Consider the following 23722-nt stretch of genomic DNA (forward strand, 5'->3'; position numbering starts at 1 on the left):
GCATGGGGGCATGCCGAACGCCGCCTCCGACTGCCCCTCGCTAGACGACGCTCCCTTGAGCACCAGCCTGAAGAAGCTGGCGCAGCGCGGTCAGGCCACCCGCTATGCCAAGGGCGCCGTGCTGATCACCGAGGGCGATGTCGGCGACACCCTCTACCTACTGCTCAGCGGCCGGCTCAAGGTCTATGGCAGCAGTGCCAGCCAGGATCGCGAGGTGGTCTATGGCCATTGCGAACCCGGCGACTATGTGGGGGAGATGGGACTGGACGGCGGCGCACGCTCGGCCAGCGTGCAGGCCCTGGAGCCCAGCTGGTGTGTGCGCATCGGGCGTCAGGCCTTGCTGGACCATCTGCGCGAGGAGCCGGAATTCGCGCTGGAATTGCTGACCAAGGTGATCCGGCGCGTGCGCAGCGCCACCCAAGGGCTGAAGCAGCTCGCGCTCAACGATGTGTATGGACGCCTGCGCGCGCAGTTACAGCAAGGCGCCAAGCCGCAGAGCGACGGCAGCCTGTGGATCGAGCCCGCGCGCACCCATAAAGACTGGGCCGCCGAGATCGGCTGCTCGCGTGAGATGGTCAGCCGCGTGATGAAGGACCTGGAGCGCGGCGGCTACTTGGTGGTCGAACCCCAAGGTCTGCGGCTGTTGCGGCCCCTGCCGCTGCGTTGGTGAGCCGCTTGCCGCTCAGCGCGGCGCCACCAGGCCTTTGATGCGAGCCAGCGCGGCCTGGGCCGCCTGACGGCCCGCCGCAATGGCCTGGCGCCGCGCACCAAAGTCGCTGCTGCTGACGGCCGACAGATCCGGCCGCAGCACCCAGTCGGCCTCGCGCAACTCCAGGCTGTTGATGGAACGTCCCATGATGGCCACGGTCTGCATCAGCATGCTGAAGGGGTCGGTCTTGGTCTTGGCATCCGGTGGCGAACTGATGTCGATGGCGATCACCACCTCGGCCCCCATCTGACGCGCATAGCGCACCGGCACCGGCGCCACCAGGCCGCCGTCCACATACAGCCGCCCGGCAATGTCCACCGGCTGAAACACGGCAGGCACGGCGCTGCTGGCCCGCACCGCCTGGCCCAAATCGCCGCTGCGGAACAGCACGCCTTGGCCATCGGCCAGCTGGGTGGCCACGATGCCCAGCGGCAGCTTCATCTGCTCGATGGGGCGGCCACCCGTTTGCTGGCGCACATAGCGCGCCAGCGCCTCGCCCTTGATCAGGCCCTTGAGAGGGAAGCTCCAGTCAGTGATGGCGCCCTCGTCCATGGTCTCGGCCAGCTGCGCCATCTCGGTGCCGGACTTGCCACTGGCATACAGCGCCGCCACCAGGGACCCGGCCGAAGTGCCGACCACCAGATCGGGCCTGATGCCAGCCTCCTCCAACACCTGGATGACGCCAATGTGCGCAAAACCCCGCGCCGCCCCCCCGCCCAAGGCCAGGGCCACACGCGGCGGCTTCAGCACCCGGGGCGGCGGCACGGGCGGCGGCTCCACCACAGGCGGCGTCACCGGCTGCGGCGGGGTGAGGGAACAGCCTGCCAACAGCAGGCTCAGGAACAAGGTCAGGAATGCGGTCTTCATCGGGGCCGCATTCTGCGCGGCGACACTGGCGGGATGAACAAGACATGGCCTGTCCAGCACTGGATCAAAGAAATCGGGCGCGGCGCGCGCGGAGCGCGCGACTTAGATCGCCTTGCGGCACGCGATTTGTTTGGCGCGTTGCTGGACGGCGAGGTCGATGATCTGGCCTTGGGTGCATTGCTGCTGGGCTTGCGGATCAAGGGCGAATCCTGCGCAGAGCTGCTGGGCTTTGCAGAAGCCCTGGCCCTGCGGACCCAGACGCTTCAAGTCCCCGCGGGTCCACGCCTGGTCGTGCTGCCCAGCCTGAACGGTGCGCGCAAGCTCTTCAACGCCATGCCCTTGCTGGCCCTGCATCTGGCCGCCCAGGGGCAGCCCGTGCTGGTCCATGGCCGATTCGACTTCGGCCCAGAGCGCGCCAATACCCTGGCCCTGTTCGAAGCTCTGGGGCACGCCCCCTGCAGCAGCCTCAGCGAAGCGCAGGCCCGACTGGCGACCCAGCGGCTGGCCGTGCTGCCCACCGCCCTGCTCTGCCCCGGACTGGACCGCCTGATGGCCCTGCGCACCCGCATGGGCGTGCGCAATTGCGGCCACACCCTGGCCAAATTGCTGGACCCCGCACCCGGACGAAGCCTGCGCGTGATCGCGCTGACCCATGGCGAGTTCATCGACCGCATTGGCCAAGCCCTGCCCGAGCTGACCGTCGGTGGCGGCGCTGCGCTGCTGATGCAGGGCTGCGAGGGCGAGGCCTACCCCCACCCGCGCCGACCGGCGGCGTGGGCTGCGGCGCTGGACGGCCGGCCTCAGCCATTGCCTTCGAGCGAGGCCGATCTGGATGCGGCGCTACAAGCCCGTGCCGCCACCCAGGCCGAAGAGGTAAGTGCCCTCCGCGAGGCCCTGGAGCAGGGGCCGGCGATGTGGCCGCGCCGCTGGTCCGAATGGGTCGATGAGGTTCGGCAGCTCGCCAAATAACTCAATTGAATATAGAGACAACGATAAATTCGTTTTGAAACTATCGTTGTCTCCCTACAGTCCCGCTCCTCATGAAGATCCGCGACCTCGACCTCAGCAGCAACCCGGTGAACGCCGAACACGCGGCCCTGGGTTTGCCCCCTATCGAGAACGCGGTGTCGCACCCCGGCGCCCATCCGCTGCTGCGCTTCACCATGTGGTCGGTGGCCTTTCTGTTGATGGCACTGACCCTCACCTTGGCGACCCGGCTGTTCAACCAACCCAGCGGCCACACCGGCCTGCAACTCATCGCCGAGGCCCTGAACAGCCGCGAGTTTTGGTCCGCCGTGGCCGTGGGCCTGCTGGCCCAGACCGTGGATGGCGCGCTGGGCATGGCCTATGGCATTACCTCGACAAGCTTTCTGCTCGCCAGCGGCAGCAGCCCCGCCGTGGCCAGCGCTGCCGTGCACATTGCCGAGGTCTTCACCACCGGGGTTTCGGGTATCAGCCACATCAAGCTGGGCAATGTGAACAAGAACCTGTTCCTGCGCCTGCTGGTGCCGGGCATGTTGGGGGCGGCGGGCGGCGCCTGGGTGTTGTCCAGTGTCGACGGCGCAGCACTCAAGCCCTTTGTCGCCGGCTATCTGCTGCTGATGGGGCTCTATGTGTTCAGCAAGATCTTCGGCAAGCTCAAGGCCCAGCGCCGCGCACCGCGCCATGTGGCCAAGTTGGGCCTGGCCGGCGGCTTCCTGGATGCCGTGGGCGGTGGCGGATGGGGCCCGATCGTCACCACCACCCTGGTCGGCACCGGGCAGGATCCGCGCCAAACCATCGGCTCGGTGAATCTGGCCGAGTTCTTCCTCACCTTTGTCAGCGCCGGGGTGTTTGCCCTCCTGATCGGCGATCAAAGCCCCTGGACCACGGTGGGCGGCCTGGTGATTGGCGGCCTGTTCGCCGCGCCCTTCGCCGCCCTGCTAACCGCTCGCCTTCACACCAAGGCCTTGCTGGCTTTGGTCGGATCGGTCATCGTGCTGATCAGCAGCTTCAACATCTGGAAGGCCTTGGCCTGAACATGCGCCCCCAGTCTCACCTCGTTCGCCACCCCCCGAGTGGGCCGCAGGCCGCTCGGGGCGGCCCGTCGCTGGCCTAGGGCCTCCCACCCTCCATGTACCAATACACCGAATTCGACCGCCACTTCGTGCGCCAGCGCGCCGCGCAGTACCGCGACCAGTTGGAGCGCCACCTGAAAGGTCAGCTTTCGGGCGATGACTTCCGTCCGCTGCGCCTGCAAAACGGCTGGTATGTGCAGCGCCATGCGCCGATGCTGCGCGTGGCCATCCCCTATGGTGAGCTGAGCAGCCCGCAGCTGCGCCAACTGGCCAAGATCGCCCGCGAGTACGACGTCGTGACCACCGGCCCCTTCGCCGGCCAGGGCGGCTATGGCCACTTCACCACGCGCCAGAACCTGCAATACAACTGGATCCCACTGGACCGCAGTGCCGAAGTGATGGAGTTACTGGCCGCCGTGGACATGCACGGCATCCAGACCAGCGGCAACTGCATCCGCAACATCACCAGCGATGTCACGGCTGGCATTGCGCCGGACGAGATCGAAGACCCACGCCCCTACTGCGAGATCCTGCGCCAGTGGAGCACCCTGCACCCCGAGTTCGCCCACCTGCCGCGCAAGTTCAAGATCGCGGTCAGTGGCGCCACCGAGGACCGTGCCGCCATCCTTTGGCATGACATCGGCCTGCAGATCCAGAAAGATGTGTCCGGCGCGGTCGGCTTCCAAGTCTTTGTAGGCGGTGGCATGGGCCGCACCCCCATCATCGCCACCGAGGTCGCGGCCTTTGTGCCGTGGCAGCAGATCCTGGTTTTCATCGAAGCGATCGTCCGCGTCTACAACCTGGCCGGCCGGCGCGACAACCTCTACAAGGCGCGCATCAAGATCCTCGTCAAGGCCGAGGGACAGAAGTTCATCGATGCCGTGAACGAGGAGTTCCGTCGCATCCTGGCCGACGACCTGGGCGGGCATGAGCAGTTGATCCCCGCCGCCGAACTGGCGCGCGTCAGGGCCTGTTTCGTCGACCCGGCAGCGGTTCAGGCCACCCACGACCTGGACCCCGCCACGCTGAGCTCCGATCCCGCCTACCTGCGCTGGCTGGCGCGCAATGTGCAGCCGCATCGCCTGAATGGCTACCGCGCCGTCACGCTCAGCTTGAAACGCGTGGGCATTGCACCGGGCGACACCAGCGCGGCGGTGATGGACGCCGCCGCCGCCCTGGCCGACGGGTTCAGCCAAGGCGAACTGCGCGTCAGCCACCGCCAGAACCTGCTGCTGCCCTGGGTGCGCGTGGCCGATCTGCCCGCGCTGTTCCAGGCTGCGCGCGCCGCCGGCTTCGCCACGCCCAATGCCGCCCTGCTGACCGACCAGATCGCCTGCCCCGGCGGCGACTACTGTGCGCTGGCCAATGCCCGTTCGCTGCCCTTGGCGGCGGAGATCGCCGAGCGTTACCAAGACATCGATGAGCTGGACGATCTGGGCGACATCGACCTGCACATCAGCGGCTGCATCAACTCCTGCGGCCACCACCACAGTGGCCACATCGGCGTGCTGGGCGTGGACAAGGATGGCAGCGAGTGGTACCAGCTGACCCTGGGTGGCAGCGATGGCAGCACGCTCTCCGGTCCCGCCACGCCTGGCAAGGTGATCGGCCCGAGCTTTGCGGCCGATGAAATTGCCGATGCCATCGAGGCCGTGCTGGCCACCTACAAGACCGAGCGTCAGGCCGGCGAGCGCTTCATCGAAACCGTCAAGCGCCTGGGCCTGGACCCCTTCAAGACCGCCGCAAATGCGGTGCGCGTCGCCACCGCCAGGGCTTGAGCACCATGCGATTCATTGATCCCCATCACGACCTCTGGCAACACGCCGTCGGCGAAGACGGCCCCAAGCCCGATCCCGATCCTGCCCCGCACCGCCTGCTGAGCCTGGAGCAATGGCACGCCGTGCGCCAGCACTGGCCGGCCAGCGTGCCCGTGGCCATTGAGTTCCCCAACGACGCCGACATCAGCGCACTCGCGCCGGACTTGTCGCGCATCGCGCTGGTGGTGCTGGACTTCCCGAAGTGGACCGACGGCCGCGCCTACAGCCAGGCTCGGCTGCTGCGCGCCCGCCACCGCTATGCCGGCGCCATCCGCGCCCGCGGCGAGGTGCTGGTGGACATGCTGCAACTGCTGCACCGCACCGGCTTCGACGAGGCCCAGCTGCGCGGCGATCAAGGCCTGGAGGCCGCGCAGCGTGCGTTGGCTTTCTTTGCCGACGGCTACTACCAGGGTGATGTGCACCAAGCCCAACCGGTGTTTGCGCGATGAGTTTCTCCGCCCTGCCCGGTGCTGCAGCCTCTTCGGCCATTGCGCTCTACGCCCGCTGGTCGCCCGAACTGGACGCCAAGCTTGAGGCCGCGCTGGAGCGCCTGCGCGAGGCCAGCGTCGCCCATGGCGACGGACTGGTGCAGAGCAGCAGCCTGGGCGTGGAGGACATGGTCATCACCGACCTGATCGCCCGTCACTCGCTACCCATCGCCATCGCCACCCTGGACACCGGCAAGCTGCATCCCGAAACCCTGGCACTCATCCCGCGTATTCAAGAGCGCTATGGGCGTGAGATCGCGGTCTTTCAGCCCAGGCAGGAGCAGGTGATCCAGTTCGTCCGCCGTGAGGGCGAGGAGGCGATGTTCAAAAGCATCGAGCTGCGCAAAGCCTGCTGCAGTGTGCGCAAGCTCGAACCGCTGGCCCGCATGCTCCAGGGCCGCAGTGCCTGGATCACCGGCCTGCGCCGCGAGCAATCGGGCGCCCGGTCCGACGTGGCGTTTGAGGAAGACGACGGCCAGGGAAGGCGCAAACTCAGTCCCATCGCCGACTGGACCTGGGCTGAGGTCTGGGCCTATGTTGAACGCTTCAACGTGCCCACCAATCCACTGCACGACCAGTTCATGCCCAGCATCGGCTGCGAGCCCTGCACACGTGCCATCGCGGTCGGAGAAGATTTCCGCGCGGGGCGCTGGTGGTGGGAGGATTCGAGCAAGGAGTGCGGTCTGCACGTCAAGAAATGAATGCCGCTGTGAAACCCGAACACCTGATTCATCCCGTCGACAACGCCCACCTGGACGCGCTGGAAGAAGAGGCCATCTTCATCCTGCGCGAGGTGGCCGCCAGCTTCGAGCGCCCGGCCCTGCTGTTTTCCGGCGGCAAGGACAGCTGCGTGGTGCTGCGTCTGGCCGAGAAGGCCTTCAAGCTCAAGGACAAGGCCCACCCCAGCGGCTTCAAAGGCAGCCTGCCCTTCCCGCTGGTGCACATCGACACCGGTCACAACTTTCCCGAGGTGATCGAGTTCCGCGACCGCCGCGTGGCCGAGATGGGCGAACGTTTGGTCGTCGGGCATCTCGAGGACAGCATCGCCAAGGGCACGATCCGCCTGGCCCACCCGCTGGAGAGCCGCAACGGCCACCAGACCGTGACCCTGCTGGAGACCATCGAGGAGTACCGTTTCGACGCACTGATTGGTGGGGCCCGCCGCGACGAAGAGAAGGCTCGCGCCAAGGAACGCATCTTCAGCCACCGCGACAGTTTTGGTCAGTGGCAGCCCAAGGAACAGCGCCCTGAACTCTGGCAGCTCTACAACACCCGCCTGCGTCCGGGCGAGCATTTCCGCTGCTTCCCCATCAGCAACTGGACCGAGCTGGATGTGTGGCTCTACATCGCCCGCGAGAACATCCCCCTGCCCGGCATGTACTACGCGCATGAACGCCAGGTCATGCGCCGCAAGGGCCTGCTGGTGCCGCTGACCGAGGTGACGCCGCCCGAAGCCGGTGAGACTGTGGAGACCGTGCAGGTGCGCTTCCGCACCGTGGGGGACATGACCTGCACCTGCCCGGTGGAGAGCCCCGCCGCGAATGCGGCCGAGGTGGTGAACGAAACCCTGACCGTGACGGTGAGCGAACGTGGCGCCACGCGCATGGACGACCGCACCTCCGAAGCCTCGATGGAGAAGCGCAAGAAAGAGGGCTACTTTTGACCCCCCCGAAGCGCCTCCGGCGCCTCCCCCCAGGGGGCGCCGCCAGTGGCCCGGCAAAGCCGGTTCCACAGCGGCTGCTTGATCGGCGGCGCTCGGCCAAGGTCGAGCACTGCACCCAGGTTCAGGACTGATATGCAAGCTTTGAGATTTTTGACGGCCGGCTCGGTCGACGACGGAAAGTCCACCCTGATCGGCCGTCTGCTGTTCGACAGCCAGGCCATCCTGGCCGACCAGCTCGATGTGTTGGAGCGCCGCGCGGCTGGCAAGCCGGTGGACCTCTCGCTGCTGACCGACGGCCTGGAGGCCGAGCGCGAGCAGGGCATCACCATCGATGTGGCCTACCGCTACTTCGCCACCAAGACGCGCAAATTCATCATTGCCGACGCCCCCGGCCATGAGCAGTACACCCGCAATATGGTCACGGCCGCGGCCGGCAGCGATGCTGCGGTCGTGCTGGTCGACATCACCAAACTCGACCTGAGCCAGACCTCGGTCGGTCTGCTGCCGCAGACTCGGCGCCATTCGCTGCTGGCCCAGTTGCTGCGCGTGCCCTCGCTGGTGTTCGCCATCAACAAGATCGATGCCCTGGAGCGCCCAGGCGAAGGCTTTGCCAAGGTCAAGGCCGCGCTCGAGTCCTTTGCCCAGGCGGCCGGCCTCGAGGTGGCGGCCATCGTGCCGGTCAGCGCGCTGCGCGGTGACAACGTCACCCAACCGCTGGACGCCCCCTGGTGGCAGGGCCCCTCGCTCTTGCAGGTGTTGGAAGGCCTGCCCTGCGTGCAGGAGCGCAGCGATGCACCGCTCTCGCTGCCGATCCAGTATGTGCAAAAGGACGCCTTTCAGAGCGAAGGCGCGGGCTTCCAACCGCGAGTGCTCTGGGGCCGCATCGCCCACGGGGCTGTGCAGGTGGGCGACGAGATCGAAGTGCTGCCCAGCCGCCAGAAGGCCGTGGTGGCCGGCTTGCGGCGCGCGGCCGAGGACGTGCAACGTGGCCAAGCGGGCGAGTCGGTCGGCGTGATCCTGGATCGGCAATTGGATGTGAGCCGTGGCGACTGGCTTGCCCATCCCGGCAAAGCCGTGCTGCAGAACCGCTTCCCGGCCACCCTGGCCTGGTTGGACACCGAACCCGCCAAGCCGGGCCGCAAGTATTGGGTGCGCCACGGCAACCGCTGGGTCCAGGCTCGCATCGCAGCCATTGACTCGGTGCTGGACATCCACAGCCTGCAGCCGCAGGCCGCCCTGGAGTTGCAGGTCAACACCATCGGCCGGGTGCAGATGGAAGTGCAACACGAGTTGCCGGTCGAGCCCTTTGAGTTCAACCGCGTGGGCGGCGCCCTGATCGTGGTGGACCCCGCCAGCCACCGCACCAGCGGCGCTCTGCTGGTGGATCTGCCGCCCGCTCCGCCAGCCGAGGAAGACTGGTGAACGCCCGCGTCTGCTTCGTCAGCGCCGGCCCCGGCAGCGTCGACCTGATCACCCTGCGTGGGGTTCAGCGTCTGGCGCAGGCCGAGGTGGTGCTGTTCGATGCCCTGACGGACCCCGGACTGCGCGCTTTTGCGCCGCAGGCGCGCTGGCTCGATGTGGGCAAGCGCGGCTTTGCCCTTGCCGCCAAGCAGGCCGAAATCAACGCGCTGCTGGTGCACGAAGCCCAACACGCCAGCGCCCTGGTGGTGCGCCTCAAGGGCGGTGATGCCTCGGTGTTCGGCCGCCTGGAAGAAGAGTTGATCGCGCTGGCCGAGGCCGGCATTGAGAGCGAAGTGGTGCCTGGCGTGACCGCCGCGCTGGCGGCCGCAGCTGAAACGCAACGCCCGCTGACGCGTCGCGGCAGCGGGCGCTCGGTAGCAGTGAGCACCGCTGTCACCCAGGACCGCCGTCTGCTGGGAAGCCGCCATGCAGTGGACACCGAAGTCTTCTACATGGCCGGCCAGCAGTTGCCCGGCCTGACAGAACGCCTGCTGCAAGCCGGCTGGCCGCCAGACACCCCGACCCTGGCGGTCTCGCGCGCCGGCTGCGCCGACGCACTCAGCAGTTCCCACGCCCTGCAAGACCTGGCCAGCGCCGCCGCCCTGCACCATGGCCGCCCCACGGTGATCACGGTCGGCGTCGGGGCTCAAGCTGTGGCAAAGCCGGCACAAGACTGCGCTACGTCAAAGCCCCACTCCAGGAAAACCCCCGCCCCCACCTAAAATCCCGCGTTTTGCTCCAAACGCGAAGCGCGACCCGACCATGACCCACGTTGTTACCGAAGCCTGCATCCGCTGCAAGTACACCGACTGTGTGGACGTCTGTCCCGTGGACTGCTTCCGCGAAGGACCGAACTTCCTCACCATCGATCCCGATGAGTGCATCGACTGCGCCGTCTGCATCCCCGAGTGCCCGGTGAATGCCATCGTGCCCGAGGAGGATGTGCCAGGCGACCAGCAGCACATGATCAAGCTGAATGCCGACTTGGCCAAGAAATGGCCGTCGATCACCAAGCGCAAGGCCCCGCTGCCGGATGCGGATGACTGGAAAGACAAGACCGGGAAGCTCCCCGAGCTGATCAAGTAATGGACCAAGCTACTCCTCACGCCGGCGTCATCGAGACCGATGCCGTCATCGTCGGCGCCGGCCCCGTGGGCCTGTTCCAAGTGTTCGAACTGGGCCTGCTGGAAATCAAGGCCCACATCATTGACTCGCTGGCCTACCCCGGCGGGCAGTGCATCGAGCTCTATCCGGACAAGCCCATCTACGACATCCCGGCCCTGCCGGTGGTGACGGGCAAGGAGCTGACCGACAACCTGCTCAAGCAGATCGAGCCCTTTGGCGCCACCTTCCATCTGGGCCAGGAAGTGACCACGGTGGAGCGCCAGGAGGACGGCCGCTTCTTCGTCGCCACCTCCAAGGGCACGCAGTTCCTGACCAAGACCATCTTCATCGCCGGTGGCGTGGGCAGCTTCCAGCCGCGCACTTTGAAGGTGGACGGCATCGACAAGCACGAGAGCAGCCAGGTGCACTACCGGGTCAAGAACCCGAGCCAGTTCGCCGGCAAGAACCTGCTGATCGTGGGCGGCGGTGATTCGGCCCTGGACTGGGCGCTGAACTTCTGCGCCGGCAATGCCGACGGCAACCCGCACAAGGCCGAGTCGGTCATCCTGCTGCACCGTCGCGATGGCTTCCGCGCCGCGCCCGCTTCGGTGGCCAAGATGCGCGAACTGTGCGAGCAGTACGAGATGCAATTCATCGTCGGCCAGGTCACCGATCTGGACGAGGGCGATGACGGCCTGCTCAAGGGCGTGAAGGTCACCGGCGGTGACGGCGTGACCCGCGTGGTGCCATGCGACGAGGTGCTGGTGTTCTTCGGCCTGAGCCCCAAGCTGGGCCCGATCGCCGAATGGGGCCTGGCGCTTGAGCGCAAGCAGATCCTGGTGGACACCGAGAAGTTCCAGACCTCGGTGCCGGGCATCTTCGCGGTGGGTGACATCAACACCTACCCGGGCAAGAAGAAGCTCATCCTCTCGGGCTTCCACGAGGCCGCACTGGCCGCCTTTGGCGCCATGCCCATCATCAACCCCGAGAAGCGCGTGCACCTGCAATACACGACCACCAGCCCCAAGCTGCACAAGGTGTTGGGCGTCGAGACGCCGGTGTTCGACTGAGCTTGCAGGCCCGAACGAAAACGCCGCTCACCGAGCGGCGTTTTTTTATGCCCGCAACTGCGGCAGCCAGCTTCGCACCAGGGCCTCACTGGCCTCGAAGTGCATGCCATCTTCGGTGCGGAAGGCCGCGCCCCAGAACCAGCCATGGCGATTGAAGATGGGGGCGATCAGCGTGAGGCCGTATTGCACCCGCCCATCGCCATACACATCCAACACACCATTGATCGTCACATCCAGCGCCGTGCCCCAGGCATGGTTGGAGATGCTCTGGCTGCTGCCCCGCGCCCAGCGGCAGCACAGCATGCCGGCGGTCCCCAGCGCGGCGTACACATCGGGCTGCTCGGCCTGGATGTCCCGCATCACGGCCTTGAGACTGAGCACCGCCGGCAGCAGGCCGGTGACTCGGAAGGGGCCCACGGTGTCGAGCACCAGGTTGCGACGTAGCCGGGGATGCGTGGGCGGCTGACATTGGCTGCTGTAGTTGCCGCCACGCGGGTCGCCCAGCTCGGTCAGCATGAAGCCGTTGTTCACCGCCTTCAGCTCCGGATTCAGCGTGGTCAGGGCCGGGCGCGGCTCGGGGCTGGTGAGAGCGCGCAGGCCGGCCATCGTCTGCGGCGCAGTGGCCGGGGGCGGCGCCACTGTGCCGGGGGCGGCGCCGCTCAGATGCCGCCAGCTGATGCCATCGGGCTCGATAAGCCCATCCGGCCGGCGCAGGAATCCGGACTGAAAGTCGCTGATCGCCGCCAAGGTGCTGCGACCGCACAGACCATCAGCATCGCCCACCCGCGCAAAGCCGCGCGCCAGCAAAAGGCGCTGCACCACCCGCACGTCAGCCGGCCGATTGACGCCGTCTCGCCCCACAGATCGCGCAATTCCCATCTCTGCCATGGCGCTCTCCCAGAGGAAAACCGCAGCTTGCGGCGGCGCAGCCCCATCCACAAGCCGCCCCCAGGAAAACCCACCCCCTAGAATCTCGCCTGCCGCCGCCCACCGCGGGCGGCTTCCACGCTAGGGGTGCTGGTCGCGCAAGTGACCGGCTGAGAAACACCCTTGGAACCTGATTGAGGTAATCCTCGCGCAGGGACAGCGTGGTCAAGGCCGCAGTCCGCGCGATTGCTGAGCCCTGCCCGCCGACCTGCCATCTCCCGCCGATGGCCATGAAGAAGACATTCACCCTTTCCCTGCTAGCCCTGGCCAGTGCTGCGCTGGCGCAGGAGCAACTGCCTGCCGTCACCGTCCAAGGCCGCCACGCCAATGCGCCGGTCTCGGTCGGCGGCTTTGGCGACACCCCCAATGCCCGCCTGCCCCTGCAGGCCCTGCGCATCGATGCCGAGCGCCTGAGCGAGCTCGGCCTGGATGGGCTCAGCGCCCTGCCCTTGCTGGATGCGTCGATCAGCGACAGCTACAACAGCCTGGGCTATGTGGCCAAATTCAGCGTGCGCGGCTTTGAGGTGGACACCCGCTTCAACTTGCGCCGTGATGGCCTACCCATCAATGGCGAGACGGTGTTGCCGCTCTTCAACAAGGCCGCCTTGGAGGTACTCAAGGGCGCAAGCGGTCTACAGGCCGGCACCAGTGCACCGGGCGGCTTGATCAACCTCATCACCAAGCGGCCCGACCAACAGCGCCTGGACTTGAGCCTGGGATGGGAGTCGCATGACAGCCGCAGCGCCGCCATCGACTGGTCGCAGCGCTTCGGCCCACAGCAAACCTTTGGCCTGCGCATCAATGCCAGCGTGGCCGAGTTGGATCCCTGGTTGCACAAGGCCCAGGGCCACAGCCACGGCTTTGCACTGGCCGCCGACTGGCGTCTGAGCCGCGACACCTTGATCGAAGCCGAGGTGGAGACGCATCACCAGAGCCAACCCAGCCAACCCGGCTTCAGCCTGTTGGGCGGCCGCCTGCCATCCATCCACGAGGTCGACCGCCGCCGCAATCTCAACGACGCCGCCTGGCGTCTGCCCGTGGTGTTCGATGGCGACTACGCCTCGTTGCGCCTGCAACAGCGTCTGAATCCGGACTGGCTGCTGACCCTGCACGCCGGCACTCAGCGTGCCCGCACCGACGATCGCGTGGCCTTCCCCTTCGGCTGCTCAGCCGAGGACAACTACAGCCGCTACTGTGCCGACGGCAGCTTCGACCTTTACGACTTCCGCAGCGAGAACGAACGCCGCGACAGCGACGCCCTGCGGGCCACCGTGGACGGCAAGTTGCAGTTCGGTGGCCTGCAGCACCAGGTGCGCGCCGAATTGCTGCACAGCCGCTACCAACTGCGCCCGCAGCGCCAGGCCTACAACTGGGCCGGCAGCGGCTCGGTGTTTGGCGGCGGCAGCAGCCAGGCCGACCCCAGCCTGACGGACGAGAACACACTGCGTGACGAGCGCAGCACCGAGCTGGCCTTAAGCGATCAGGTCCAATTCGGCGCCCTCGAACTGTTTGCCGGCCTGCGCCACAGCCGCATCGAGCGCGAGGCCGTGCGCACCGATGGCTCACGCGCCACCGCCTACGCACAAGGCTTCACCACGCCGTGGATCGGCGCCACCTGGGCGCTGACGCCACAACTGCGCGCCTACGCCAGCGCCGGCCAAGGCATCGAGAGCGAAGTCATCCCCAACCGCAGCCGCTACAAAAACCCGGGCCAGGCCCTGCCGGCCTTGCGCAGTCATCAACTTGAGATGGGCCTGAAGGCGGGCAGCCAGACGGTGGACTGGAGCATCGCGGCATTCGAAGTGCGCCGCCCCCAGTGGAGCGACATCGGTGCCTGTTCCAGCGCCGTGGGCAGTTGCGAACGCAAGGCCGACGGAGAAGCCCGGCATCGCGGCATCGAAGCCCAGGCCGATCTGAAGTGGCAAGGCGGCGGCCTGCTGGCCTCGGCCATGGGCCTGCAGGCCCGCCGCCAGGGTGCCCAAGATCCCACCCTCAACGGCAAGGCGCCAGTCAATGTGCCCCAGCTGAGCCTGCGCCTGGGCCTGCGCCAAGAAGTACTGCAAGGTTTGACCCTGCAAACCAGCTTGGTGCACGAAGGCCGCCGCCAGGTGCTCCCCGACAACAGCCTGCAGATCGCAGGCTGGACGCGCATGGATCTCAATGCGCGCTTCCAGCACACGGTGGGTCAGCAGCAATGGACCTGGCGGGCCGGCGTCGACAACCTGTTCGATCACAAGGCCTGGAAGGAATCACCCTACACCTTCGGCCACAGCTACCTGTTTCCGCTGGCCCCGCGCACCTGGTCGGCCGGCTTGAACATCGCGCTCTGACCGCCAAGGCTTGCGCAGCCCAAAAGTTTGCATTTATACTTGCGGGCTTCGCTGTTCCCCGATAGCTCAGTCGGTAGAGCGCCGGACTGTTAATCCGTAGGTCCCTGGTTCGAGCCCAGGTCGGGGAGCCAACTCACTTGGTGTGTTGGAAGCAGACAGCGAAAACTTTTCAAGGGTCACCGCAACCGATTGGTGACCTGACAAGAACGATTCCCCGATAGCTCAGTCGGTAGAGCGCCGGACTGTTAATCCGTAGGTCCCTGGTTCGAGCCCAGGTCGGGGAGCCAAATCAGAAGCCTCGTTGCGCAAGCAGCGAGGCTTTTTTCTTAGTCGGAACGAAAGCCCGCCATGAGCATCCTGCCCGCTTGCCCCCAGTGCCAGTCCGCCTATGCCTATGAGGACGGCAACCAGTTGGTCTGCGCCGAATGCGGCCACGAGTGGCAACCCGGCGCCGATGCGCCGGCCGATGAGGGCCCCAAGATCGTCAAGGACGCGGTCGGCAACGTCCTTCAGGACGGCGACACCGTGACCCTCATCAAGGACCTCAAGGTCAAGGGCTCGTCCCTCGTCGTCAAGGTCGGCACCAAGGTCAAGGGCATCCGCCTGGTGGAGGGCGACCATGACATCGACTGCAAGATCGAGGGCATCGGAGCCATGGGCCTGAAATCGGAGTTCGTGAAGAAGGTCTGACAAGGATACGAGCAGGTCGCACCAGATCGCCGGTCGACTACCCTGAATCCGATGAAGTTCAATCTCTTCCGCCGCACAAAGTCATTGCGCCCTAGTGCGTCCGACTCACTCCGTGAGCGCATCGGGCAGCACACCGTCGTCACGTTCAACGTCGGACCACTCGGAGAGGCCTGTGTCGTGCTGGCACTAAAGCCCATTGACTATCGGACGACGTCCCCCGGGGCGGTGTTCGCGAAGACAGTTCCGGACTCACCTCAGCGCTACCGCGTACTCATCGCTCGCGATGGCCTGGTGGAAGCTGACACGTTCATTGAGGGCGAGCCTTTCAACATCCACGAAGTGCAGCCGCTGGGCACCGACGAAATCCTGTTGGCTTGCGGACGGAGTTGCTACCGCGGACCGAACGACTTTGAAATCAACGGGCGTGTCTACTCGCGCGATGGTCGATTCCTGCGTGCCATCTTGCTGGGTGACGGCATCCAAAACCTGCAAGCCACGCGTCGCGGTGCGCTTTGGGTGGCCTATTTCGACGAAGGGATCTTCGGCAACTTCGGCTGGCGCGAACCAGTGGGCGCAGCCGGACTTGTCGCGTTCGACGCGCAAGGCGAGAGGCTCTACGAGTTCGAGCCTACCGGCGGACTGGAAGCCATCTCCGACTGCTATGCGCTGAACGTCGCAAGCGACGAGGATGTCTGGTGTTGCTACTACACCGACTTCCCGCTCGTCCATTTGCGCGATCGGCAGGTGGTGTCGTCATGGAAATCACCCGTCGAAGGTGCACACGCGTTCGCAGTCGGCGAGGGTCACGCTCTGTTCGCCGGCGGCTATGGGAACCGCCACCTCTTCCGGTTGGTTCAGCTCGGGCCGCAGGGATCGGCCCGAGTGGTGGGCGAGTTCGAGCTACGAGACAACGCGGGCGCAGCCATAGAGGCGATGTACACCGTGGGACGAGGCAGTTCTTTGCACTTGCTGGGCGATGGCATCGTGCACCGGTTGGACTTGAAGGACGTGTTGAGCCAGCTTCGCGGCTAGACCAGCAGCATCCACCTGGTCGACGGCGACCACGACATCGATTGCAGGATCGACGGGATCGGCGCGATGGGGCTGAAGTCGGAGTTCGTGAAGAAGGTCTGAGGCTCCCTGGCCGGAAAGGCCGCTCGCGTCGAGCTGCATTGCTTTGCACCCCTAGGCCCTGGCCAGACACAGCGCCCAGTGGGCACGGTGCTCTCGTCGTCGGGGCGGCACCCAGGTCATGAACTTGCACCTAAAGAGGGGGGGGCTAATTCGCTTCGCCCAAAACCGACGCGACTCCAGCTGCCGCGTCGGCACGCGCCGCTGACGTAGGCACCAACATGGCGAACTCCGTTGCAAGAGCAAATACCAGTCTCATAGCCTTCCCTCTCACGATCCGAATTGGCCAAGCCCAGGCCCGCCACGCAATGCGACTTTCCGCTTGCATGGGAAGCCGAGTTCTGGGTGTCTCATCAAGTTGTGGGAGCTCAGCGAGGGGAGCCATCTTTCATCTCGAAAGGTCGGGGCCGCCGCGAAGCTCTCCACGACCTGCCGAATCTACCTGGGCCTCGCCGGCCGCCCAGGCTCGGAAGCAAGGTCAGATAGAGCTCGGGCTCAAACAGCGCTAACTCGTTGAGCAGCTTGGCCCCGTGGCACGCATGCAGTCGTAGTTGGCAGGAGGTAGGTCTGAATTCGGTTCACCATCAAGAAGTCGCACTGTGCAAGGTGCACCGGCGGCCCTTAGAAATCTTGCACTTAGGCGTGCGCTTCGGCTCGACTGTTAATCCGTAGGTCCCTGGTTCGAGCCCAGGTCGGGGAGCCAAATCAGAAGCCTCGTTGCGCAAGCAACGAGGCTTTTTTCTTAGCCGGAACGAAAGCCCGCCATGAGCATCCTGCCCGCTTGCCCCCAGTGCCAGTCCGCCTATGCCTATGAGGACGGCAACCAGTTGGTCTGCCCCGAATGCGGCCACGAGTGGCAACCCGGCGCCGATGCGCCGGCCGATGAGGGCCCCAAGATCGTCAAGGACGCGGTCGGCAACGTCCTTCAGGACGGCGACACCGTGACCCTCATCAAGGACCTCAAGGTCAAGGGCTCGTCCCTCGTCGTCAAGGTCGGCACCAAGGTCAAGGGCATACGCCTGGTGGAGGGCGACCATGACATCGACTGCAAGATCGACGGCATCGGCGCCATGGGCTTGAAGTCGGAGTTCGTCAAAAAGGTCAGCTAGCCAGCGCCGGCAAACGTGCCTCAAGGCGGCTGAGCAGCAGCGGCCAAAGCTGCTGCGCCGCACTGCGCCGGAAGATGCCGAAGTGCCCCACACGCTTCAGCCCGACTTCGTTGGGGAAGAGATGGAAGCGCTCGACCCGCGCCGCGCCCTCGCGGAAGCAATCGGCCAAGGCGTCCACTGCGCGCCGCGGGCCATAGAGGCGGTCGTCGTGAATGCTCCAAACCTGCAAACTGCCGCGAAAGCGCTGGGGCGCCCAGTCGGCTTTGCAAGCTGGGTCATCGCGCATATAGCCCGGCAACAAGCCCCAGCGCGCCCAGTCCATTGCGGCCGCGCCGGGCAGGGCCTCGCCGCCCCCCAAGGCCCAACCGGGCAGTCGGCCGCTCAAGCGCACCCAAAGCGGCAGCCAATGCTGGAAAAAGATCCGGGTGACCTGGGCTCGCCAGCCATCCCAGAGCCGCCAATAGCCAAACTGGGAACCCAGGGTCACGGCCGCATCGAGATGCTCCAGACCCTCGACCATGGGCAAGCCATTGCCCCCGAGCGAGTGGCCAAACCAGACCAAAGGCAAGCTCTGCGAGCCGCGGCCCGCGCGCTGTCGTGCCAAAGCCAGCGCGGCAGAGAGATCCCGCGCCACCCAGTCGCGCATCGTGACTCCGCCGTCCGGCGTTGGCGACATACCCATGCCGCGGTAATCAAAGCAGAGCACGGCATAGCCTCGCTCGCGCAACCACCGCGCGAAACCGAAGTAGTAGCGCTGCGGCACACCCGTGGCCGGGGCCAGAACGGCGACGGCGCGTGCTGGCGTTGCGGGCTCGAATACGCGCCCCGCCAGGCGGGCACCGTCACGGGCGGCGAATAGCAACGCGCGCCCCTCAGGCTCCGAGTTCTCTTCCCACTCAGCTTGCAGCAGCGCCAGGTTGGGCGATTCGCCCTCGCCAAGCCAATTCGATGGGACGGGGACTTGCATGACGGTTCTCCAATTCCAAGACGGTGGCATCCTAGAAATGCAGCAATTTGTTGACTAGATGGCATTGCAGGCACACTCCGTCAACATGAACTCACCAATCAAGGAAGGCGTTCTTTCCACCCGCGAGCTGCAGCGCCGCCGCAACCGCCAAGATCTGGACGCCAATGCCCTGGAGTTGTTTGCCCGCGTGGTGGCCGCCGGCAGCTTTGCGCAGGCGGCTCGCCAACTGGGCTTGACGCGCGCTGCCATCAGCCGGCGTGTGGCGGCCATCGAGGCCCAGAGCGGCCAAGCCCTGTTCGCCCGCACCACCCGCTCGCTGGGGCTGACCGAGGCCGGGCGGCAATTGGCGCGTCGCGCCCAGGCCGTGCACGAAGCGGCCGGCGCGGCACGCGCCGTGCTGCGCAACCAACGGGATGAACTGGCAGGACGGCTGCGCATCACCTCCGTCACCAGCTTTGGAATGAACGTGCTGGTGCCTCTGCTGGCCGAGTTCCGGCGCGCGCATCCCGCCATCGAGCTGGACTTGCTGTTCACCGACCGTCGCATGGACCTGCTGCGCGAGGGCATCGATGTGGCTTTTCGCATCACCCGCCGACCGCCGCAGGATTGGGTGGCTCAGGCCGTGCTGCACTTTCGCATTGGCGCCTACGCCGCCCAGGGACCCGCTCGTGGCGAGCCCGATGAACTGCAGGGATTGCCCCTGCTGCTGGTGGGCGGCAGCCCCGAACCCCTGCCGCTGCGCTGGCAGCAGCGCGATGGTGAGCGTCAGCAAACCCTGGAGATCCGCCCCCAAATTGCCGCTGATCAGATGGAGCCTTTGCTTGCTCTGGCACGCGCCGGAGCCGGAGTGGTGTTGGCCCCCGACTACGCAGTGGCGGCCGATCTCGCCACGGGCCGGCTGGTGGATCTTCTGCCCGACTGGCACCTCCCCATCGCCGAAGGCGATGCCGTTCAAGCCCTGACCCTGCCCGAGGCCGTGGCCGGCCCCAACGCCCGCGCGCTGGTGCGCTTTGTGGCGCAGCGCCTCCAGCCTCCTACCTTTGGGGGATCGCGCGCTGCGGCGAGCTTGGCGACAGTGGGGACATGACACGCACCCCCTATCCCAACCTGCGCCCTCGGCCCGACCTACACCTCGCCGGTCTGAGCCGTACCCCCCACACACCAACCGCAGCCCAGGAGCGCGCCAGCCTGCATGGGCTGGACGTCCAGGACTCCGACTTCATGGCCTGGGTGGAGGCCGGCGGCGAACTGCCCGAGTCGCCGCCAGAGCCCACGCGCTGATCAGCTGATCAGCGCGTCCACATCCGAGCCGACATCGCCGGCCGCTTCCAAGCGCTGGCGCAGATCGTCCAGGTCAAGGTGCAGATGCTCGATCAGTTCCGGCAAGGCCGCTTGCAGGGCCGCCACCGGGTCATCGTGGTGTTCGTGCGCATCGGCCAGCACCTCGGAAAGATGCAGCACAGCCGCCATCAACGAGAAGGGGCGCACCGCCATCGGATCGTTGGCGTCGGTGAAGGCCTGCACCATTTCCTGCGGGAAATGCCAATGCGCGGCCAGCGAGGCCGTCACATCGGCATGGGTGCAGCCAAAGCGTGACTGCTCCAAGGAGTAGCGGCTGCCCGGCTCCTTGGCGTGAGTCTCCACATCCGCCACTTGAGCCGGATCGGTCATGGCCATCAGGAGCTCGCCCGTGCGCAGCATCAGGCCTGCGAGGTAGACCTCGTCCGCATCCAAGCGCACCAGCTTGGCCAGCAAGCGCGCATAAGCCGCCGTGGACACCGCATGCCGCCAAAAGGCCTTGCGATCCAGGCCCTGAATGGCCGGGAAGCTGCCCGAGATGGCGGCCGCCATCGAGAGGTTGCGCAGCAAGTCCATGCCCAACGCATTGGCGGCGTCCTTGAGCGTGCCGATGGTGTGCGAGGGGCTGTAGCGCGCGCTATTGGCCAGGCGCAAGACCTTGGCGCTCAGGGTCGGATCCTTGGCGATCAGATCGGCCAGTTGGGCCATGCTGACGTTGGGGTCGTCAAAGCTCTTGAGCAGACGATTCGCCACCTCGGGCATGGTGGGCAAGGCCGCATGGTTGGCAAAGAAACGCTCGGCGGCGGCAGGAATGGGGTGCACCGTTTGGGGACTCATGCTCTCCTCGCTGGCTTTGTGATGAAGGATGGGTTGCGTTCAGTCTATGGCTTCCGGCGCTGGGTCAACTGCTGCTTGAGGCTGTCCAGGGACACCGTGCTTTCCCCAGGCAGGCGGGGCTGGGGGCGGATGGCGTGGCCGCAGACAAACTCCAGCGTCAGGCTCAATCGCCCATCGGCGCCGCGCAGCGCGGCCTCGGCCGCCGCCACCCAGCGGGCCTTCCAACGCGGGCTGCGCAACCCGGCAAACCGCCCTTGCGCCAAGTTGCCTCCCAGTGCGGCCAAATCGCACCACAGGGCTTCGCCGTCGGCCCAGGTCAGGGTGATGCGTTCCTGGTCCATCACCGGGTCGGAAAAACCGCTGCGCAGCAGCGCATCGCCCAGGTCGTGCAAATCAATCCAGTCCGGACCCGCCGGACCCCAGCCTTGCGCCGCATACAGCGCCCGCAACTCCTTGAAGCTGTCCGGGCCCAGGGTGGAGAACAGCAGGAAGCCCTCGGGCGCCAGGGCGCTCTGCCAGGATTGGAACAGCACGTCTGGCGTGGCCGTACCCAGCAGCCCCAGATTGGCCCAGAGCAATTGCGCCTGGCCAGTCGGCACATGCTGGGGCTGCTGCCACTCGGTGCGGCCCTTGCGCCAGGGCTGCCACCAGGGCGCGGCTTGGCGGCGCGCCACCTCCAGCCAAGGCGACTCTTCGACCCAAACCTGCACGGCCTGCGGAAAGCGTTCGCGCAGTGCCTGCGCTCCGCCGCCCGCCAGACCTTGCCACAACACCACACGCTGGGCCTCCAGCTTGAACCAGGCCAGGCGCTCGGCCAGGCGCTCGGCCATCAGGGCTTGAAGCCAGGGAGTTCGGGGGCTGCGCAGCAGCCGGCGGCGTTGGCGCTGCAGCGCCAAGGGATCAGGCAGGACGGGACTCACGGCGGCAGTATCGCTAAGCTGCCCAACATGGAGCTTTGGCGCGCCCTGACTCGCTGGCACCCACGCCATTGGCCACTGCCGGGCGCATGCTGGGTCTGCCTGGCTTGGTCCAGAGAACGCATCTGCGCCGGCTGCCGCGCACGGTTTGCCACGTCGCAAATTCGCTGCCCAGGCTGTGCGCTGCCCCTTCCCGAAGGCGTCCAAGCCGACACCCTGTGCGCCGCCTGCATTCAGCATCCACTTGGGCTGAGCGCTTGCCACTGCGCGGTCGACTTCCGGCCACCTTGGGACCATTTGGTGCATGCCCTCAAGTACCGCAGCGCGCTGGGTGCGGTCGAGGCCCTGGCCGAACTGTGGCCCTCGGCGCCTTCAAGCCCGCAGGTCTGGCTGCCCGTGCCCCTGTACCCCACACGCCTGCGCCACCGCGGCCACAACCAGAGCCTGCTGATTGCCCAGGCCCTGGCGCGACGCACGGCCGTGCCGGTCTGGTCCAATGCGCTGCTGCGCCTGTGGGACACACCCAGTCAAACCCAGCTCACCCGCGACCAGCGGCGGCGCAATCTGAGCGACGCCTTCGCCCTGGCACCGGAAGTGGCGGTGCGGGGCTTACATGTGGGCCTGGTGGACGATGTGCTGACCACCGGCGCCACCTTGGCCGAGCTGAGCGCACTGCTGCGCCGCCATGGGGCGGCTTCGGTGCAAGCCTGGGTGCTGGCTCGCACCCCCGCGCCTCACGACTGATCCCCCTGATGGATTCACCATGTTCAACATCGTCCTCGTCCACCCAGAGATCCCGCCCAATACCGGCAATGTGATCCGGCTGGCGGCCAACACCGGCTGCCGCCTGCATTTGATTGAGCCGCTGGGCTTTTCACTCGAAGACAAGCTGCTGCAACGCGCCGGGCTGGACTACCACGAGTACGCCGAGCTGCAGGTGCATCGCAGTTGGGCTGACTTCATAGCCCGCGAACAGCCCGACCCCAACCGGCTGTTCGCCTTCACCACGCGCGGGACCACCTATGTGCAGCAAACCCACTGGCAAGCGGGCGACTGGCTGGTGTTCGGATCGGAGTCGGCCGGACTGCACCCCGAGGTGCGCGCGCAGATTGCCCAGGCGCAATGGCTGCGCTTGCCCATGCTGGAGGGCCAACGCAGCCTCAATCTGAGCAACGCGGTGGCCGTGGCCGTGTTCGAGGCCTGGCGCCAGCAGGGTTACGCCGGCGCGGTGTGATTCACAACTCGGCGCGCGGCTCGCGCGCCATCAGCAGATTCAAGGCCTGCGCAGGCGTCAGCCGGCCTTCCAGCATCTCCACCACCGCCGCAGTGATTGGCAACTCGACGCCCAGGCCCTGGCCGCGTTCCAACACGGTGCGGGCGCTGTAGACCCCTTCGGCCACATGGCCCAGCTGAGCCAGCGCGGCCGGCAGATCCAAGCCCTGTGCGAGTAGCAGGCCGACCTTGCGATTGCGGCTCAACTCGCCCGTCGCGGTCAGCACCAGATCCCCCAAGCCCGCCAGACCCAGAAAAGTCTCGGCCCGCCCGCCCAGCGCCAGGCCCAGGCGGGTCATCTCGGCCAGGCCGCGCGTGAGCAAGGCCGCACGGGCATTCAGGCCAGGGGCCTGGCTCCAGTCGCCCTGGGCCTGGGCGCGTTCGCGCAGGCCGTCGGCCACCCCGCCAGCAATCGCCATCACGTTTTTGACCGCCCCCCCGACCTCCACACCCACCGGGTCGGTCGAGGTGTAGACGCGCAAGCGCTCGCCATGAAAGGCGGCGACGGCGGCCTCAGCCACGGCCGCTTCCTCGCTGGCGGCCACCAGGGCCGTGGCCTGGCCGCGCGCCACCTCCTGCGCAAAACTGGGGCCGCTGAGCACCCCCACCGCACGTCGGCCCAACTCGCGGGCGATCTCATGTCCCAATCGGGCCGTGCCGGCCTCAAAACCTTTGCACAACCACAGCAAGGGCACCGCACCGGGACAAGCCTGCAGGGTCGCGCGCAGGCCCGCCATCGGCGTGCCCACAATCAGCAGATCCGCCCCCGCCACTGCTTCGTCCAGGTGGGCGCTCAGCTTCAGCGCTTCGGGCAGCGGGGACTCGGGCAGATAGCGCGCATTGAGGCGCGCCCGCTGCATGGCGGCAATCTGCGCGGGGTCGCGCGCCCACAGGGTCACGGCATGGCGTGCGGCGGCCTGGATGGCCAGGGCGGTGCCCCAGGCACCGGCTCCCAAGACGGCAATCTTCATGAGGGGCGAAGAAAAAAGCGCGCCGAAGAGGCGCGC

The 23722-nt window shown here is 66.6% G+C and carries 25 protein-coding genes, 2 tRNA genes, 1 pseudogene and 1 riboswitch; of the genes and pseudogenes, 22 read left to right on the forward strand and 6 right to left on the reverse strand.

Going from position 1 to position 23722, the window contains the following annotated elements:
• Positions 1-10: 10 nt before the first annotated feature.
• On the forward strand, positions 11-670 hold the full coding sequence (locus FF090_RS14465) for a Crp/Fnr family transcriptional regulator (RefSeq protein WP_138857392.1): 660 nt from the start codon (positions 11-13) through the stop codon (positions 668-670).
• A gap of 12 nt (positions 671-682) precedes the next feature.
• On the opposite strand, the gene FF090_RS14470 is transcribed toward FF090_RS14465, so the two are convergent.
• Positions 683-1576 (reverse strand): patatin-like phospholipase family protein, encoded by an 894-nt coding sequence (locus FF090_RS14470; RefSeq protein ID WP_138857393.1) that lies wholly within the window; start codon positions 1574-1576, stop codon positions 683-685.
• A gap of 33 nt (positions 1577-1609) precedes the next feature.
• Between FF090_RS14470 and ybiB the strand changes: the two genes are divergently transcribed.
• From ybiB to FF090_RS14520, 10 genes are all read left to right on the forward strand, one after another.
• The gene (gene ybiB, locus FF090_RS14475) at positions 1610-2545 is read left to right on the forward strand and encodes a DNA-binding protein YbiB (RefSeq protein ID WP_138857394.1); all 936 of its coding nucleotides are present in this window, start codon (positions 1610-1612) and stop codon (positions 2543-2545) included.
• Between the two features lie 71 nt (positions 2546-2616).
• Positions 2617-3594 carry a sulfite exporter TauE/SafE family protein gene (locus FF090_RS14480; protein WP_138857395.1) on the forward strand — a complete coding sequence of 326 codons (978 nt, stop codon included), beginning with the start codon at positions 2617-2619 and terminating at the stop codon, positions 3592-3594.
• Between the two features lie 95 nt (positions 3595-3689).
• Positions 3690-5411: a nitrite/sulfite reductase gene (locus FF090_RS14485; RefSeq protein WP_138857396.1), complete on the forward strand. Its 1722-nt coding sequence runs from the start codon at positions 3690-3692 to the stop codon at positions 5409-5411.
• Between the two features lie 5 nt (positions 5412-5416).
• Positions 5417-5899 carry a DUF934 domain-containing protein gene (locus tag FF090_RS14490; RefSeq protein WP_138857397.1) on the forward strand — a complete coding sequence of 161 codons (483 nt, stop codon included), beginning with the start codon at positions 5417-5419 and terminating at the stop codon, positions 5897-5899.
• Entirely contained in the window at positions 5896-6639 is a 744-nt protein-coding gene (locus FF090_RS14495; RefSeq protein ID WP_138857398.1) for a phosphoadenylyl-sulfate reductase, read from the forward strand. The genes FF090_RS14490 and FF090_RS14495 overlap by 4 nt, the downstream gene beginning before the upstream one ends.
• Positions 6636-7601 (forward strand): sulfate adenylyltransferase subunit CysD, encoded by a 966-nt coding sequence (gene cysD / locus FF090_RS14500; RefSeq protein WP_138857399.1) that lies wholly within the window; start codon positions 6636-6638, stop codon positions 7599-7601. Before FF090_RS14495 ends, cysD begins: the two co-directional genes overlap by 4 nt.
• 132 nt (positions 7602-7733) lie before the next feature.
• The gene (locus FF090_RS14505) at positions 7734-9023 is read left to right on the forward strand and encodes a sulfate adenylyltransferase subunit 1 (RefSeq protein WP_138857400.1); all 1290 of its coding nucleotides are present in this window, start codon (positions 7734-7736) and stop codon (positions 9021-9023) included.
• Complete coding sequence (cobA, locus tag FF090_RS14510; RefSeq protein ID WP_138857401.1) at positions 9020-9784, forward strand: uroporphyrinogen-III C-methyltransferase; 765 nt, start codon at positions 9020-9022, stop codon at positions 9782-9784. The genes FF090_RS14505 and cobA overlap by 4 nt, the downstream gene beginning before the upstream one ends.
• A gap of 40 nt (positions 9785-9824) precedes the next feature.
• On the forward strand, positions 9825-10148 hold the full coding sequence (gene fdxA, locus FF090_RS14515; RefSeq protein ID WP_127681772.1) for a ferredoxin FdxA: 324 nt from the start codon (positions 9825-9827) through the stop codon (positions 10146-10148).
• Complete coding sequence (locus tag FF090_RS14520) at positions 10148-11236, forward strand: NAD(P)/FAD-dependent oxidoreductase (protein ID WP_138857402.1); 1089 nt, start codon at positions 10148-10150, stop codon at positions 11234-11236. The genes fdxA and FF090_RS14520 overlap by 1 nt, the downstream gene beginning before the upstream one ends.
• A 45-nt stretch (positions 11237-11281) precedes the next feature.
• Here FF090_RS14520 and FF090_RS14525 read toward each other — a convergent pair whose 3' ends face one another.
• The gene (locus FF090_RS14525) at positions 11282-12124 is read right to left on the reverse strand and encodes a M15 family metallopeptidase (protein ID WP_138857403.1); all 843 of its coding nucleotides are present in this window, start codon (positions 12122-12124) and stop codon (positions 11282-11284) included.
• A gap of 112 nt (positions 12125-12236) precedes the next feature.
• A riboswitch (TPP riboswitch) is annotated at positions 12237-12338 on the forward strand.
• A 55-nt stretch (positions 12339-12393) separates the two neighbouring features.
• Between FF090_RS14525 and FF090_RS14530 the strand changes: the two genes are divergently transcribed.
• The 7 genes and pseudogenes from FF090_RS14530 to FF090_RS14560 all read left to right on the forward strand — a co-directional run bounded on the left by FF090_RS14530 (position 12394) and on the right by FF090_RS14560 (position 17423).
• Positions 12394-14493 (forward strand): TonB-dependent siderophore receptor, encoded by a 2100-nt coding sequence (locus FF090_RS14530; protein ID WP_246071432.1) that lies wholly within the window; start codon positions 12394-12396, stop codon positions 14491-14493.
• Positions 14494-14548: 55 nt separating this feature from the next.
• Positions 14549-14624, forward strand: a tRNA-Asn gene (locus tag FF090_RS14535).
• 80 nt (positions 14625-14704) lie between these two features.
• Positions 14705-14780, forward strand: a tRNA-Asn gene (locus tag FF090_RS14540).
• A 61-nt stretch (positions 14781-14841) separates the two neighbouring features.
• Positions 14842-15183 (forward strand): zinc ribbon domain-containing protein YjdM, encoded by a 342-nt coding sequence (locus tag FF090_RS14545; RefSeq protein WP_138857405.1) that lies wholly within the window; start codon positions 14842-14844, stop codon positions 15181-15183.
• Between the two features lie 51 nt (positions 15184-15234).
• Positions 15235-16215 carry a YxiH-YxzG fusion protein gene (locus tag FF090_RS14550; protein ID WP_138857406.1) on the forward strand — a complete coding sequence of 327 codons (981 nt, stop codon included), beginning with the start codon at positions 15235-15237 and terminating at the stop codon, positions 16213-16215.
• A gap of 6 nt (positions 16216-16221) precedes the next feature.
• Positions 16222-16317: pseudogene (locus FF090_RS14555) on the forward strand (PhnA domain-containing protein); the annotation flags it as partial.
• A gap of 761 nt (positions 16318-17078) precedes the next feature.
• Positions 17079-17423: a zinc ribbon domain-containing protein YjdM gene (locus FF090_RS14560; RefSeq protein ID WP_138857407.1), complete on the forward strand. Its 345-nt coding sequence runs from the start codon at positions 17079-17081 to the stop codon at positions 17421-17423.
• On the opposite strand, the gene FF090_RS14565 is transcribed toward FF090_RS14560, so the two are convergent.
• Positions 17416-18390 (reverse strand): alpha/beta hydrolase family protein, encoded by a 975-nt coding sequence (locus FF090_RS14565; protein WP_175423670.1) that lies wholly within the window; start codon positions 18388-18390, stop codon positions 17416-17418. The genes FF090_RS14560 and FF090_RS14565 overlap by 8 nt on opposite strands.
• An 85-nt stretch (positions 18391-18475) precedes the next feature.
• Here FF090_RS14565 and FF090_RS14570 point away from each other — a divergent pair, with 85 nt between their 5' ends.
• Together FF090_RS14570 and FF090_RS14575 are read left to right on the forward strand one after the other, a co-directional pair.
• Complete coding sequence (locus FF090_RS14570; RefSeq protein ID WP_175423671.1) at positions 18476-19477, forward strand: LysR family transcriptional regulator; 1002 nt, start codon at positions 18476-18478, stop codon at positions 19475-19477.
• Positions 19474-19671: a hypothetical protein gene (locus FF090_RS14575; protein ID WP_138857410.1), complete on the forward strand. Its 198-nt coding sequence runs from the start codon at positions 19474-19476 to the stop codon at positions 19669-19671. Before FF090_RS14570 ends, FF090_RS14575 begins: the two co-directional genes overlap by 4 nt.
• Here the strand turns inward: FF090_RS14575 and FF090_RS14580 are convergent, their stop codons facing one another.
• Together FF090_RS14580 and FF090_RS19310 are read right to left on the reverse strand one after the other, a co-directional pair.
• Entirely contained in the window at positions 19672-20526 is an 855-nt protein-coding gene (locus tag FF090_RS14580) for an HDOD domain-containing protein (RefSeq protein WP_138857411.1), read from the reverse strand.
• A gap of 44 nt (positions 20527-20570) precedes the next feature.
• Entirely contained in the window at positions 20571-21446 is an 876-nt protein-coding gene (locus FF090_RS19310) for a methyltransferase domain-containing protein (RefSeq protein ID WP_175423672.1), read from the reverse strand.
• Positions 21447-21743: 297 nt separating this feature from the next.
• On the opposite strand from FF090_RS19310, the gene FF090_RS19315 reads away from it, so the two are divergent.
• Positions 21744-22187 carry a ComF family protein gene (locus tag FF090_RS19315; protein WP_175423673.1) on the forward strand — a complete coding sequence of 148 codons (444 nt, stop codon included), beginning with the start codon at positions 21744-21746 and terminating at the stop codon, positions 22185-22187.
• 19 nt (positions 22188-22206) lie between these two features.
• The gene (locus FF090_RS14595; RefSeq protein ID WP_138857414.1) at positions 22207-22677 is read left to right on the forward strand and encodes a tRNA (cytidine(34)-2'-O)-methyltransferase; all 471 of its coding nucleotides are present in this window, start codon (positions 22207-22209) and stop codon (positions 22675-22677) included.
• A 1-nt stretch (position 22678) separates the two neighbouring features.
• Here the strand turns inward: FF090_RS14595 and FF090_RS14600 are convergent, their stop codons facing one another.
• Positions 22679-23686 carry an NAD(P)H-dependent glycerol-3-phosphate dehydrogenase gene (locus FF090_RS14600; protein ID WP_138857415.1) on the reverse strand — a complete coding sequence of 336 codons (1008 nt, stop codon included), beginning with the start codon at positions 23684-23686 and terminating at the stop codon, positions 22679-22681.
• Between the last annotated feature and the right edge of the window lie 36 nt (positions 23687-23722).

Origin of the sequence: Inhella inkyongensis, assembly GCF_005952805.1 — a bacterium.
Lineage (GTDB): Bacteria > Pseudomonadota > Gammaproteobacteria > Burkholderiales > Burkholderiaceae_C > Inhella > Inhella inkyongensis.

Bases quoted from the DNA above. Each gene is read 5' to 3' on its own strand.
- FF090_RS14595 (WP_138857414.1), top strand. From the start codon at position 22,207: ATGTTCAACATCGTCCTCGTCCACCCAGAGATCCCGCCCAATACCGGC.
- FF090_RS14525 (WP_138857403.1), bottom strand. From the start codon at position 12,124: ATGGCAGAGATGGGAATTGCGCGATCTGTGGGGCGAGACGGCGTCAAT.
- fdxA (WP_127681772.1), top strand. From the start codon at position 9,825: ATGACCCACGTTGTTACCGAAGCCTGCATCCGCTGCAAGTACACCGAC.
- ybiB (WP_138857394.1), top strand. From the start codon at position 1,610: ATGAACAAGACATGGCCTGTCCAGCACTGGATCAAAGAAATCGGGCGC.
- FF090_RS14580 (WP_138857411.1), bottom strand. From the start codon at position 20,526: ATGAGTCCCCAAACGGTGCACCCCATTCCTGCCGCCGCCGAGCGTTTC.
- FF090_RS14485 (WP_138857396.1), top strand. From the start codon at position 3,690: ATGTACCAATACACCGAATTCGACCGCCACTTCGTGCGCCAGCGCGCC.
- FF090_RS14600 (WP_138857415.1), bottom strand. From the start codon at position 23,686: ATGAAGATTGCCGTCTTGGGAGCCGGTGCCTGGGGCACCGCCCTGGCC.
- FF090_RS14505 (WP_138857400.1), top strand. From the start codon at position 7,734: ATGCAAGCTTTGAGATTTTTGACGGCCGGCTCGGTCGACGACGGAAAG.
- FF090_RS14470 (WP_138857393.1), bottom strand. From the start codon at position 1,576: ATGAAGACCGCATTCCTGACCTTGTTCCTGAGCCTGCTGTTGGCAGGC.
- FF090_RS14565 (WP_175423670.1), bottom strand. From the start codon at position 18,390: ATGCAAGTCCCCGTCCCATCGAATTGGCTTGGCGAGGGCGAATCGCCC.
- cysD (WP_138857399.1), top strand. From the start codon at position 6,636: ATGAATGCCGCTGTGAAACCCGAACACCTGATTCATCCCGTCGACAAC.
- FF090_RS14520 (WP_138857402.1), top strand. From the start codon at position 10,148: ATGGACCAAGCTACTCCTCACGCCGGCGTCATCGAGACCGATGCCGTC.
- FF090_RS14490 (WP_138857397.1), top strand. From the start codon at position 5,417: ATGCGATTCATTGATCCCCATCACGACCTCTGGCAACACGCCGTCGGC.
- FF090_RS14560 (WP_138857407.1), top strand. From the start codon at position 17,079: ATGAGCATCCTGCCCGCTTGCCCCCAGTGCCAGTCCGCCTATGCCTAT.
- FF090_RS14465 (WP_138857392.1), top strand. From the start codon at position 11: ATGCCGAACGCCGCCTCCGACTGCCCCTCGCTAGACGACGCTCCCTTG.
- FF090_RS14495 (WP_138857398.1), top strand. From the start codon at position 5,896: ATGAGTTTCTCCGCCCTGCCCGGTGCTGCAGCCTCTTCGGCCATTGCG.
- FF090_RS14570 (WP_175423671.1), top strand. From the start codon at position 18,476: ATGAACTCACCAATCAAGGAAGGCGTTCTTTCCACCCGCGAGCTGCAG.
- FF090_RS14575 (WP_138857410.1), top strand. From the start codon at position 19,474: ATGACACGCACCCCCTATCCCAACCTGCGCCCTCGGCCCGACCTACAC.
- FF090_RS14545 (WP_138857405.1), top strand. From the start codon at position 14,842: ATGAGCATCCTGCCCGCTTGCCCCCAGTGCCAGTCCGCCTATGCCTAT.
- FF090_RS14530 (WP_246071432.1), top strand. From the start codon at position 12,394: ATGAAGAAGACATTCACCCTTTCCCTGCTAGCCCTGGCCAGTGCTGCG.
- FF090_RS14550 (WP_138857406.1), top strand. From the start codon at position 15,235: ATGAAGTTCAATCTCTTCCGCCGCACAAAGTCATTGCGCCCTAGTGCG.
- FF090_RS14480 (WP_138857395.1), top strand. From the start codon at position 2,617: ATGAAGATCCGCGACCTCGACCTCAGCAGCAACCCGGTGAACGCCGAA.